The sequence below is a fragment of the Glutamicibacter sp. genome (assembly GCF_035257265.1).
Taxonomy (GTDB): domain Bacteria; phylum Actinomycetota; class Actinomycetes; order Actinomycetales; family Micrococcaceae; genus Glutamicibacter.
This window is the reverse complement of record NZ_DATEXC010000036.1, coordinates 1-12089: the sequence shown is the minus strand read 5'-3', so window position 1 is coordinate 12089 and position 12089 is coordinate 1. Positions and strand designations below refer to the sequence as shown.

Sequence of the window (12089 nt, the reverse complement as noted above, 5' to 3'; positions counted from 1 at the left end):
GCCGGGAATCACGAACCGTGATTCCCGGCCATAGCTATGACTGTCCAACGAGATTCGAGTTTCTTGCGGATAAAGCGAAAGCCGTCAGAGGCCTAGCGCGCAAGAACCGTTCTAGATCGAGGCGTGCGACTTGGCGTTCTGGATCAGGGTGAACACCTGCTCGCGGACCTCTCCGTAACGCTCCAACCGTTTGGTCTCCAGCTGGTTTCGAGGATTCGGAAGCTCCGTTCGAATATTCTCGGTCACCCTCGTTGGCGCCCCGGAGAGCACCAGCACGCGATCGGCCAAGTAGACTGCTTCGTCGATATCGTGGGTAACGAAGAGCACCGTCGTGTTGTACTCATCGCGCAAGCGCAGCACCAGGTCTTCCAGCTCAATGCGCGTTTGGGCATCGACTGCTGCAAAAGGTTCATCCATTAAGAGCACGTCGGGGTTGTAAGCCAATCCGCGGGCGATGGCAGCACGCTGCTGCATTCCACCGGACATCTGCCATGGATACAGCTTGCCCTTGCCCGCCAGTCCCACCGATATCAAGGCCTGCTCGACCCGGGCCGAGATCTCTCGTTTGCCGCCTTGTCCTTTGAGCGGGAGTGCGACGTTATCGGCCACGCTCATCCACGGCAAGAGCGAGCGGGAGTAGTCCTGGAAAACCACTGCAAGCTTCGCCGGTGGCTCGGTCACTACCTGCCCTTCGAAGACGGTCTTGCCGCTGGTTGGCGGCTGCAACCCTGCAATGCTTCGCAGCAACGTGGTCTTGCCCGAGCCCGAAGGGCCGACGATGCAAACGAATTCGCCTCGATTGACCTCGAAGTTGATGCCATCCAAGATGGCCACCTCGCCGTAGCTCTTACGCAGGTCTTCAACGCTCAGCAGCGTTTCAACTGAAGTTTGATTAGTCATGATGCTTCTCAGGCTTTCTCGCTTGCGGCATACATCCCGTGATGCCAGGAGATGACGCGACGTTCAATAAGGACGAAGATGGCAGTTGCAACGTAGCCGAGCAGGCCCAGCACGATGGTTCCTGCCCAGGTTTCTGGAACAGCGAAGAACTGCTGCGAATTCAAAACGTAGAAACCAATGCCGGCAGTCGAGGCAAACATCTCTGAGACGACTATGAGGATGATCGCCAGCTGCAGGGTCACTCGCAGACCAGCAAAGATCTGCGGCGCAGCGGCCGGAAGCAGGACCTTGAAAATCCGTTGGGTTCTGGACAGGCGGTAAGAACGAGTCATGTCCACGACCTGCGGATCCAGCGCACGAACACCGTCAATGGTGTTCAGCAGCACTGGCCAAATGGACCCAGCCACAATGACCGCAATGTTCATAGTGGTTCCGATGCCGAAGAGCAACAGCGCAACCGGGAGAAGTGCCGGTGGCGGAATAGCCCGGAAGAACTGGATCAAGGGATCCAACGCGGCGCCGAGCCATCTGGACATGCCGATCATCAGACCCAGCAGGATTCCGCCCAAACCAGCGAGCAGGAAGCCGGCGATGAATTTTCCGATGCTCGGCAACGCATCGGTGATGAACCGTTCGCCCAGCCAATCCCGGGCAAATACCTGCAAAATCGTTTCCAGCGGCGGGGAATACACATTTTGTGAACCAGCTGAACCAAACCACCAAAGTGCCAGAATGGCAATTGGCAACCACAACATCAATCCGGTGTCCCGAAGCAATACTTTCATCTCAGTTCTCCTTCGTCCGCACCGATGGGTGCCAGAACAACAAGGGCTTGCTGATCAAGCTGAACAGGCCGTTAATGGCCAGTCCAAGAAGGCCAGTGGCCATGATCAGTGCGTACATCTTTGGCAGATCCGCCGAGTTCTGCGCCAAGGCGATATCTTGCCCCAATCCCGGGGCACCGCCGATCAGCTCTGCCACGACCGCTACGACAATCGCGATGCTGGCAGAAACACGCAGTCCTACCAGAGCATGCGGCAGCAAGGTCGGCAACAGAATATGGCGCACCGTGCGCACCCAGCCGAGACGATAGGAACGAGAGAGGTCCAGCTGCGTCTTCTCCACGCCACGGGCACCGTAGATCACTTGGACCAGCAGTGGCCAGAGAGCGCCCATCACCACCAGGAAGATCTTCATGGTCGGCGATGGGCCCCAGAACAATAGCGCCAACGGCAGCAAGGCTACTGGCGGAATAGGCTTGAGGAACTCAATCACCAAGGTGGTTGATTTGGCGACTGCCTGCAGCCGTCCGATAGCCAGTCCCAACGGCAAGGCCAGGGCAACGACAATCAGCAGACCCACCCCTGCGCCGGATAAGGTTGCGCCCAATGCCATCCAGAATCCGGTGCCGATCACGAGCTGTCCGAGTGCTGCGAGCACCGCGCTTGCCGGAGGGAACGCAACTGCCGGAAGAATCCCGGTTTTGGCAGCGAATTCCCAGAGCAGCAAGGCAAACAGGACGGTTCCCAGTCCCAGCAGGGAGTGGTTCATGCGCAGCCGGCGCTGACGGGTTTTGACCGCTTTGCCGAGAGCCATTCCCCATGTGCCGGCACTCATGACATCACCAATTTGTCGCCCGGCTGCTCCTGGTTGAGGAAGCCGGTTTCAACCATGACCTTCGAGATTTCTACCAAAGTCGATGGATCCATATCGGTGCCAAAGGTCGGGATGACCATCTTTGCGGCCAGGTCCTTGTCCATTTCCAGCTTGGACACGAGAATCGATTGCAGCAGCTGAGAATCTGCATTTGCCAGTTCGTTGGCCTTGATCATCGCACGCTGGAAGGCTTCGACTTCAGGGCGATTGCTCTCCACGAGATTATTGGAGCTGAAATATACCGATTCCATCCCGGTCCCCTTGAACGCTAGTGAGTAAAGCGCCGAGAGAACTTTGTCGCCTTGGTTCTGGGCAATGGTGACAAATGGTTCGGCCAGTCCGGCCGCGTCGATGCGGCCTTGCTTGAGTGCAGCCAGTGCATCGGCCATTGGCATTGCCACGAAGTTCACGCTCTTCGGATCGATTCCTGCATCCATCAGCACCTTTGCTGCGGCGATGTGAGGCTGCGCGCCCTGGGCATTGATGGCCATGGTTTTGCCTGGCAGATCCTGCAGCGTCTTGGGTCCGTCGGCCCGTACCACCAGCCCGATGGTATCTTCCTTGGGCGTACCCGGATTCGCACCCGCAGGAGCCACCGCTCGCACTGGCAGGTTCTTGGCTACCGCGTTAATGAACGGGGTGCCGGCCGAGGTCCCGAAGGACAGCTGGCCGTTGATCACCGAGGGAACGATAGAGGCAGCGTTCTGGATCACTTGGGTCTTCACTTCCAAACCTTCGGCTTTGAAAAGGCCCTCTTGCTGGGCAATATAAACCGGAGCGAAATGAGCTACCGGAATCATGCCTACGGTCAGCAGGCCGGCAGCAGTTCCGGAGCCGCCTGTTCCCGCTGGCTGATTGCCTTGTGCACTGCAAGCCGCCAAAAGTGGGGCCGCCAGCATCAGGCCTAGCAATGATCGACGCTTCATATCTGGATCCTTCGTTAGAAAAGTGCTCCATCACCCTAAACGGTGTGACTCATTCAACATAACGATCCCAGTGCCTGGCATATACGACAAGTTGGAAAAACCTGCCAACCCTATTGGTTTTGCCTATACCCTTGTATCTCCCGTCTCTAAGGCCAGCTCCAGGAAAAGCTTCATCACGGCAGTGAATTCAACACGCCGGCTGTAGATGAGCGCCGATTGCAGCTGTGGAAGCTCCTGCTTCAACTCGCGCAGAACGACACCGCCGCCAGGCATGGTGCGTACCGGCTCGGGCACTAATGAGACGCCAAGGCCTGCGGCAATCAAGGGCACCGCGGTGGGGACCGACTCGACCACGCGCACACGCCCGGGCCGCACTCGATGATCACGCCAAGCATTGGTAATGATTTCCGGCAAGCTGTCGACCCCAAGCGTCGCGCGCACCATGAACCAAGTCGCGCCATCCAGATCGGTGAGGTCGAAAGGCCCCTGGGCAGCACTGTAGCCAGAGGGCAGTGCGGCGATCAGCGGAAAGGACCCCACCCGGTGGACGTGCAAGTGATGGCCCCATCGCTCGCTGAGATCATCCACTGAAGTCACCGAGATGACGCCTAGGTCAGCCTTTCCAGTGCGCACTGCGTCGAGCACCTCAAGCGGTGCCGGCGAGGTGACGGTAACATCCACTTGCGGGGCGGCTTCGGCAAAGCTCTCAAGCAGGCGCGGCATGCGCCCCCAAAGGAAGGGGGAGACCACGGCCAGGCGCAGGTCTCCGATTCCTCCGGCCTCAATCAGCTGCAGGCGATGGCGCTCATCGTCCATCGAGCCCAGCAGTTCATTGGCATAACGCGTTAGCTCCTGGCCGGCTTTGGTCGGAATGATTCCGCGCGCATTGCGTGTGACCAGCGAAACCGATAAATCACGTTCAAGCTGGGCCAGAGCTGCACTCAATGGCGGCTGGGTCATATGCAGGCGAGAGGCGGCACGCGAAATGGAGCCTTCCTCGACAATTGCCAGAAAGTATCGAAGTAAACGAGTATCCATATTTTTATCCTATATCGTGCACCCATTTTTAGTATTGGATATATGGACGTGACCTTGGGATGCTCTTCTCAGTATCAATTTCAAGGAGCGCAGCGTGAACCTAGTAGAGCAATCCAGCCAAACTGACCGAGGACTCGTCCTCGGCGGATTGAGCAATTTCCTCATTGACGGACAATGGCGCGAACCAATTTCCGGTAGTGCCCACGAAGCAATCAATCCCGCGAACGGCGAACATCTGGGGAACTTGGGTGAAGCCACCGCTGCCGAAGTCGATGCCGCGGTAGGTGCCGCCCGCCGAGCTTTGGATACGCCTGCCTGGGGCCAAATGCTTCCCAACGAACGTGCACGCCTGCTATGGGCCATCGCCGACGGCATCGAAGCCAACGCCGCCGAGCTATCGCGCCTGGAAACTCTCGATCAGGGACAGCCCTTGCGCGTTTCGGCGGGCATGTCGGTGGCCGGAGCGGCCGAGCATTTCCGCTACTTTGCCGGATGGTGCACCAAGCTCGACGGCAGAGTCCCTTCGGTGTCCCGCCGGGACGCCATGCTGTACACCCAGCGGGTGCCAGTCGGGGTCTGCGGACTTATCACGCCATGGAATTTCCCTCTGCTGATTGCAGCTTGGAAACTGGCACCGGCACTGGCCACGGGAAACACCGTGGTGCTCAAGCCAGCTGAACAGACGTCATTGACCACCTTGCGCCTGGCCGAAATCATGGAAGAAGCAGGCCTGCCGCAGGGGGTGCTGAACGTCGTCACCGGAGCCGGCGCAACCGGGCGGCTGATCACCGAGCATTCCGGCATTGACAAGGTCTCCTTCACCGGTTCGACCGCCGTGGGACGCGAAATTGTTCGCGCTTCTTCCGGAAATCTCAAACGCCTTTCGCTGGAATTGGGCGGCAAGGCCGCTTCGATCGTCTGCGAAGATGCCGACTTGGACAAGATCATCGCCAAGAACATCGCTAATGTCACCAACAACTCCGGCCAGGTGTGCGGTGCGCTCTCCCGTTTCTATGTCCACGAATCCATCGCCGACGAGTTCATCGCCCGGGCCCAGGAGCAGTTGGGCAGCATCAGCGTAGGCAATGGCTTGGATGAAGGCATCCAGATGGGCCCGTTGAACAGTTTTGAGCACATGGAACGCGTGGACGAAATGGTCCAGTCGGCGCTGCGGGAAGGGGCGAGCGCAGTACTGGGTGGCAGCCGCATGGGCGGCGACTTTGCAGCCGGTAGCTTCTACCCGCCGACACTGCTCACCGGAGTGACTGAACAGATGGCAGTAGCCCGTGACGAGATCTTCGGTCCGGTGATGCCCATTATGACCTACACGGATGAAGACGAGGTCATCGCACGAGTCAACGATTCAGAATACGGGCTCTCAGCTTCTGTCTGGACTGAAAATTTGGCGCGCGGCCACCGCTTGGCGGCACGAATATCCGCGGGTGCGGTGCGTGTGAATACTGTTTCGGGCCTGGACCCGGCAGCACCATGGGGCGGCATGCGCGCCTCGGGCTGGGGCCGTGAAATGGGTGCGGAAGCTTTGGAAGCCTATACCGAAGTCAAGGCAACCTGGATTGGATTGGACTAGAAATGAAAGTGCAAGCAGCAGTAATCGACGGCGTTGACGCCGAGTGGGATATCCGCGAAGTTGAATTGCGGGAGACAGATATCCGCCCCGGCGAGATCTTGGTTCGCATGGGCGCAGCCGGTCTGTGCCATACCGACGAGCACATCCGGCACGGTGAATTGCCCGCGCAGTTCCCACTGGTCGGCGGCCATGAAGGTGCTGGCGTGGCTGTTTCCGTGGGTGAAGGGGTCTCCCACATCAAGCCCGGCGACCACCTGGTTTTCACCTTCCGGCCAAGTTGCGGCTTGTGCCGCTACTGTGTGGACGGCAAGGCGCATCTGTGCACGGAAATCGACCAGGTCAAGGCCGGCGACCCGAACCCGCGCTTCTCGCAGGACGGGGTCGCCCTCAACGCGCAGAGCCTGATTGGCACCTTCGCCGAGCACGCCATCGTGAAGGCCACGGCCTGCGTCGTCATCGACAAGGACATCTCCATGGATGTGGCGGCCCTGCTGGGCTGCGCGATTCCCACAGGCTTCGGCGCAGCGGTACACGCTGGCAAGGTGCAGCCAGGCGACCATGTGGTGGTAGTTGGCATGGGCGGTGTAGGCACCAACGCAGTGCAGGGTGCCAAGGTCGCTGGAGCCTCAACTGTCGTGGCAGTGGACCTCTCGCCCAACAAGTTGGCGCTGGCCCGCGAATTCGGTGCTGATGCCGCTTTCGCTTCATTGGGTGAGGCTAGTGAATACATACATAAGGCGAGCCACGGCCGCAAACCAACCGTGGTGATCTTGACTGTTCCGGTCGCCGCGCTGGCAGCTCAGGCGGTATCCATCCTCGACCAGGGCGGAAGGCTGGTACTTGCGGCTCTGGGCAATCCAGCCTCGTTCCGCTTGGATTTGCCGATCAACCAACTGGTCATGAATGACATAACCGTGCGTGGCACCGTGATGGGTTCTTCCTCGTTGCGACGCGACATCCCGACGATTCTCGCGCTGTACCGGCAGGGCAAGTACAAGCTCGATGAACTGATCACCCATCGCTTTAGCCTTGCTGACATCCGCAAAGGCTACAGCCAACTCGATCAGGGCGATGTCGTGCGCGCGGTCATTCAATACAACTAGGCGCTCCCGCTACGCCGTGCGTGGCAAAGCACAGGTCCCATATCCCTCCGCTGGATTAAGGGCGAGTACCAACAGTTGCAACTCCTGATATTTCTGGAGTTGCAACTGTGTCGCATTTAACCGAAGAACCAGCATCCCTAGACTTGGCACCTTGTCAGCTGGGCGCGAGTAATCGCGGAGCCCACCGGCTTCCTCCCAAGCAATCGACCCATGAGAGTCTGCGTGGGAAAGCAGCACCCCAAAGGTGGTGTCCCATGGCCCCGTAGTGCTCGGGAAGATCATGCCAAGCGATCTCGGCACGGTAGCGGTCATCAACCGATATCGAGGATTCACCTCTCCGTCGTTGCAAGGCCATTCCTAGAGGATAACGAGACACGCCCTAGTCGTCTTTCGCTTCCGGTGTCTCTTCACCAGAACGCGATTCGGTATCGGTGACAAATCCGAAACTCCTCGTCTCAGGCAGCGGTGACCAGCCAAAGGATCCATAGCTTTCCTCGTCCGGTTCCCCGCTGTCCAGGTCTGGGTCCTCGGTGCCGCCGAGGAAGTTGCGGGTCAGTGCCGCCGAATCATCCATGAGCTCCGCGGCTGAGACGCGCACATGCCGCTCGGTGACTGGCACGCCAGCGATGGACGCGGTCAGGATGGCCCGGCGGATTACCTCGCGGGTGAACGACGCGGTCGTGCCGCCGGTCAGCTGAGCCACGGAGTCCACCGTTTCCTCAGGCAACTCCAGTTTTGAACCGTAGAGCCGAAGCAGCGCCTTGCGCCCGTCAAAATCGGGCCGGGGTATCTGGACGGCCAGATCGATACGTCCCGGACGCTGGACCAGAGCCTGTTCCAGGGATTCCACGCGGTTGGTGGTCAGCACAAACGACACGTCTGCATCAGAATCCAGACCGTCCATGGAATCCAGGACCTCAAAGAGCAAAGGCTGTGGACCATGGCCAAAGCTGCGGTCTTCGGCAACCAGATCGCAATCCTCGAGCACCACGATGGACGGCTGCAGCGCACGGGCCATGGCCGAGGCCTGCGAAACCAAGGACAGGGTATTGCCGTTGAGCAAGATGACCGTATGATCGGTAGCCGCCGAAGCCAGATATCGAACCGTGTGGGTCTTGCCCGTCCCCGGCGGGCCATAAAGCAGCACCCCGCGTTTGAGATGGGCGCCGTGGGCCAAGAGGGCATCGCGGTGGATTCCGATGCCCAGCACCTGCTCTTCGATTCGTTCTCGCAGACCGGTAGGCAAGATCAGCTGCTCTGCGCTAATTTCTTCACGCTGGTGGAAGGTGATGCCGGCATTGGATTCGGAGTATTCGCTGGACTTGAAGGAAATGACTTGGCCGCGGTAGATGCTGGTGGTGTGCAGCTGCTCGCGGAAGTTCGCAAGGAAGGAATCGACAAGCTTCTCTTCGGTGCACAGCACTTCCAGGCTCGCTTCGGGTTTGCCGTATTCCGGGTTTGCCTGGCGCAGCAGAATGACCATGGGTATCTGCTCTGTGCTGAATAAGTGAATGCCAAAGGAGAGAAATCGTTGCTGCTGTCCCGGGCCCACCGCCAAGGTGGTGTAGGAAGGCTCACCAAGGACGCCGAAGTCACCTTGCACACCAACGAGATCACCCAGATCAAAATGGTGCCGATCCTGGCCCGCCAAACCGATGATCCTGGCCTGCGGGTCACCTGAAATCAACCGCTCCAAGACAATGTTTGCATCTGCCAAACGGTGGGAAGCGAATTTCTCAACAACCAGCGGTACAGTGCCGGGGTCTATTTCCAGATGTTCTGCCAGCACCGGTGCCAGAAGTTTGCCTTTGGGCTGCTGCTGATCTTGCTCGGCAAGTTGTGCCAAGCGAGCGAAAGACTTCAGGAAACCGCGCAATTCTTCATCCATGAACCGAGACTACCAGTGGCGAAGGCCACGGGAGCTGTAGCGTGCGAGGTCCCGAACCAGGGTGGCGAGTGACCTGTTGTGCACGTAATCCATCTCACCTGGGGCACCGAGCTGGAATAGAGTTCGCCGCCTGCATGTTGCACGAGGCAACTACAATTTCCACTTCAGGAGTCCCGCCCCATGGATCTGTTTTCCCCGCTCGCCCTTGGCGACCTCAAGCTGTCCAACCGTCTGGTCATGGCACCGCTGACCCGCTCCCGCTCGGGCAAGGACGGCGTGCCCAACACCGATGTGGTGGAGTACTACCGCCAGCGCGCGTCCCTTGGGCTGATTGTCAGCGAGGGCGTCTATCCATCGGCTGCCGGCCAGGGCTTTGTGCGCCAGCCAGGCCTGGTCACCGCCGAACAGGTTGCCGGGTGGAAAAAAGTCACCGATGCGGTGCACGCCGAAGGCGGCCTCATCGTGGCCCAGGTGATGCACGCAGGACGCGTGACCCACCCGGAGACCACCGGAGTTGAGTACGTCGAGGCACCGAGTGCTATCGCCGTAGAAGGCCAGTCCCGCACCTACACCGGCAAGTACGACTACCCGGTCCCGCATGCCTTGGCCAGCGAAGAGCTGCCACGCATTATCGAGGAATTTGTCACCGCTTCACGCAACGCCATTGCTGCTGGCTTTGACGGGGTGGAGCTTCACGGCGCCAACGGATACCTGCTGCACGAATTCCTGGCACCAACCTCCAACACCCGCACCGATCTGTACGGTGGCTCACCTGAGAACCGCGCCCGTTTTGTCATCGAGATGGTGACCGCCGTTGCCAACGCCATCGGTGCCGGCAAGACCGGGCTGCGCATTTCACCGGAGCACAATATCCAGAGTGCTATTGAAAGCGACCGTGAGGATGTCACCGCTACCTACAGCGCATTGCTGGAAGGCGTGGCACCACTGGGTTTGGCTGCCTTGAGCATCTTGCACCATGATCCAGCGGGCGAGCTGGTTCAGGGGCTGCGCAAGGCATTTGGCGGGCCGGTTCTTTTGAATACCGGCTTCGGCGAGATCACCACCTATCAGGAAGCTGCGCGCGTGGCCGCCGAAGGCTGGGGAGAAGCGGTAGTCGTCGGACGCCCGGCCATCGCTAACCCGGATTTGGTACGCCGCTGGCGTGATGAGCTGCCGCTGAACGAACCGGATGCGGCTACCTTCTACACCGAAGGGCCGCAGGGCTACACCGACTACCCATTCTGGGCGAACTAGCTCTTGAGCCTGTTCGAACTCAGTAGATCACGCGCCGCTTTCCGCTCGGAGACATCAGTAGAAAGCGGTGCTGATTCTTGGCTGGATAAGAGCCTGAATCTTGCTCAGCGGTGGTTGATTCCTTGACGGTGAAACCGCTAACGCGCACTCGTGCAATGTGCCGGTGAGGGGCAGGCGGAGAATCAACACCATTGCCGCATGCATCTGGGACAACTTGTCCAAATGATTCAGAATCTGCCTCCTAGTTGCGTCCGGTTCTCACCGCCATAGCAGAACCTGCAGCTACCCCAAGGCCAGGTCTTATTCCCTGGGACTCAAACGAGAAATCCTGACGGGCGGCTAATTGAATCCCGAGGGGAATCTTATCCCGGGGTCAAACCTTGAGGTTATTGGTAGGAGGGGTCTTCCACGCGACAAGAAGCGGGAGCAAGATGGCGGCTGCCGTGAACGGCACCGCACCGAGAGCGAACATGGCGAGTTCCGGTGAGCCGCCGAACTCGATGACTCTGTGGGTGAAGACGAGCTGGGAAGCGGTCTGGAAGGCCACGTGGATGCCGACAGCGGTCCACACGCTGCCAGTGACCAGTCGAACGTAGCCCAGGACGAATCCCATGGCTGCGAACAGGGATACGTCCAGCAGGTTGGCCTCGCCGCGGAGCAGGATCGCGGCAGCAACGAAGAGCGCGGACTGCACACCGATAACCCGCCACGGTGCGAGCCGCTCAGCAAGAACCGCGGACACGTAGCCGCGGAACACGAGTTCTTCGGGAATCGCCTCAGCCAACAGCACCGCGGGCAAAAGCAGGCCAAACACAAGCCAGAATTCGGTGGCTGGCGCTGTGATCTGCAACGGACTGCCAAAGAGTGCGAGAACGAAAAATGCGGCGGCCGCGGGCACGGTCCACGCAGCGATGCCCAGGCAGAACGCCTGCACGTCACCGGAGGCTGTGGTGAAGCCGGCAGCCCTGAGTGAATGCTGCCCGGTCCAGCGCCCGAGGATTGCAATGACGGCGATCACGAGCGTAGATATAACGACACCGCTCAAGATCCTTGCCACAAGGGTGCCGTGTGCGGTCGGATCGGCCGCGTTGCTCAATGCCACCGCGAGCAATAGTGCACCAACCATGACGCCGATGACGACGGCAATGCGCATCGGAACCGACCAGAGCGGTAGCGGCATCACTTGGTCTTGTGCGGTTTTCGGTTTAGGTCGTGTCATCGATGACGTTTGCCTCTGTTAGACGAGCATGATAATCAAGGGTAGCCAATTCGTCACAATCGGCGGGGGCTACCTCAGCAGTAGGTAATTCGGCGGCCGGTGACGTTGAGCCGTCCCGCAAAAGGTCAATTTGCGGGCGCGGAAATATTCGGCGAAATAGTGCCTCGGTGAGATCTGCGAATCGCAACGGCAGATGGCGTGGTCTTCGAAGCGGGCAATCCATACCGCAGATCTATTACTGCTCACCCTCCAAGCGCAGCCGATTTTTCACCGCCGGAAATTGTCTTTATGAAAGTCCTGTGAATTTGTGGGGGAATCAGCAAACTAAATCAACATTCGAAGAAAAGTGAAAAATCTAATGGATAATTGATGGCAGTATGGCTCTGATTTTTCAAAAACGGTCGCCAGCCAGTCAGATCTTGTAATCAAACACCCGTGAACCGATATGCGCTTCAAACGCCGCAACCGTAGAATCAAAAACATCACGCTGCACATTACTGATCGCGTTCTTCGCATC

The 12089-nt window shown here is 59.1% G+C and carries 10 protein-coding genes; 3 read left to right on the top strand and 7 right to left on the bottom strand.

All coding sequences use genetic code 11. The annotated features are described in order from the left end of the window. Window positions 1–111 precede the first annotated feature (111 nt). The 5 genes from VJ369_RS08725 to VJ369_RS08705 form a co-directional block, all read right to left on the bottom strand. Entirely contained in the window at window positions 112–900 is a 789-nt protein-coding gene (locus VJ369_RS08725) for an ABC transporter ATP-binding protein (RefSeq protein ID WP_324091692.1), read from the bottom strand. A gap of 8 nt (window positions 901–908) precedes the next feature. Then, window positions 909–1685 carry an ABC transporter permease gene (locus VJ369_RS08720; protein ID WP_324091691.1) on the bottom strand — a complete coding sequence of 259 codons (777 nt, stop codon included), beginning with the start codon at window positions 1683–1685 and terminating at the stop codon, window positions 909–911. Between the two features lies 1 nt (window position 1686). Continuing rightward, entirely contained in the window at window positions 1687–2517 is an 831-nt protein-coding gene (locus VJ369_RS08715) for an ABC transporter permease (RefSeq protein ID WP_324091690.1), read from the bottom strand. Continuing rightward, entirely contained in the window at window positions 2514–3482 is a 969-nt protein-coding gene (locus VJ369_RS08710; RefSeq protein ID WP_324091689.1) for an ABC transporter substrate-binding protein, read from the bottom strand. The genes VJ369_RS08715 and VJ369_RS08710 overlap by 4 nt, the downstream gene beginning before the upstream one ends. A 123-nt stretch (window positions 3483–3605) precedes the next feature. Next, a complete protein-coding gene (locus VJ369_RS08705) occupies window positions 3606–4520 on the bottom strand; it encodes a LysR family transcriptional regulator (RefSeq protein ID WP_324091688.1) in 915 nt (304 codons plus the stop codon). 94 nt (window positions 4521–4614) lie between these two features. Here VJ369_RS08705 and VJ369_RS08700 point away from each other — a divergent pair, with 94 nt between their 5' ends. Both VJ369_RS08700 and VJ369_RS08695 read left to right on the top strand, forming a co-directional pair. Continuing rightward, a complete protein-coding gene (locus VJ369_RS08700; RefSeq protein WP_324091687.1) occupies window positions 4615–6108 on the top strand; it encodes an aldehyde dehydrogenase family protein in 1494 nt (497 codons plus the stop codon). Window positions 6109–6110: 2 nt separating this feature from the next. Then, window positions 6111–7211 carry a zinc-binding dehydrogenase gene (locus VJ369_RS08695; protein WP_324091686.1) on the top strand — a complete coding sequence of 367 codons (1101 nt, stop codon included), beginning with the start codon at window positions 6111–6113 and terminating at the stop codon, window positions 7209–7211. Between the two features lie 379 nt (window positions 7212–7590). Here VJ369_RS08695 and VJ369_RS08690 read toward each other — a convergent pair whose 3' ends face one another. Beyond that, a complete protein-coding gene (locus tag VJ369_RS08690; protein WP_324091685.1) occupies window positions 7591–9099 on the bottom strand; it encodes an ATP-binding protein in 1509 nt (502 codons plus the stop codon). Between the two features lie 180 nt (window positions 9100–9279). On the opposite strand from VJ369_RS08690, the gene VJ369_RS08685 reads away from it, so the two are divergent. Then, window positions 9280–10353 carry an alkene reductase gene (locus VJ369_RS08685; protein ID WP_324091684.1) on the top strand — a complete coding sequence of 358 codons (1074 nt, stop codon included), beginning with the start codon at window positions 9280–9282 and terminating at the stop codon, window positions 10351–10353. A gap of 373 nt (window positions 10354–10726) precedes the next feature. On the opposite strand, the gene VJ369_RS08680 is transcribed toward VJ369_RS08685, so the two are convergent. After that, window positions 10727–11572, bottom strand: coding sequence for a type II CAAX endopeptidase family protein (locus tag VJ369_RS08680; protein WP_324091683.1), 846 nt, complete (start codon window positions 11570–11572; stop codon window positions 10727–10729). Window positions 11573–12089 lie beyond the last annotated feature (517 nt).

What these genes read in the sequence shown, in the direction of transcription:
- VJ369_RS08725 (WP_324091692.1), bottom strand. Translation starts at nt 900, where the DNA reads ATGACTAATCAAACTTCAGTTGAAACGCTGCTGAGCGTTGAAGACCTG.
- VJ369_RS08720 (WP_324091691.1), bottom strand. Translation starts at nt 1,685, where the DNA reads ATGAAAGTATTGCTTCGGGACACCGGATTGATGTTGTGGTTGCCAATT.
- VJ369_RS08715 (WP_324091690.1), bottom strand. Translation starts at nt 2,517, where the DNA reads ATGAGTGCCGGCACATGGGGAATGGCTCTCGGCAAAGCGGTCAAAACC.
- VJ369_RS08710 (WP_324091689.1), bottom strand. Translation starts at nt 3,482, where the DNA reads ATGAAGCGTCGATCATTGCTAGGCCTGATGCTGGCGGCCCCACTTTTG.
- VJ369_RS08705 (WP_324091688.1), bottom strand. Translation starts at nt 4,520, where the DNA reads ATGGATACTCGTTTACTTCGATACTTTCTGGCAATTGTCGAGGAAGGC.
- VJ369_RS08695 (WP_324091686.1), top strand. Translation starts at nt 6,111, where the DNA reads ATGAAAGTGCAAGCAGCAGTAATCGACGGCGTTGACGCCGAGTGGGAT.
- VJ369_RS08690 (WP_324091685.1), bottom strand. Translation starts at nt 9,099, where the DNA reads ATGGATGAAGAATTGCGCGGTTTCCTGAAGTCTTTCGCTCGCTTGGCA.
- VJ369_RS08685 (WP_324091684.1), top strand. Translation starts at nt 9,280, where the DNA reads ATGGATCTGTTTTCCCCGCTCGCCCTTGGCGACCTCAAGCTGTCCAAC.
- VJ369_RS08680 (WP_324091683.1), bottom strand. Translation starts at nt 11,572, where the DNA reads ATGACACGACCTAAACCGAAAACCGCACAAGACCAAGTGATGCCGCTA.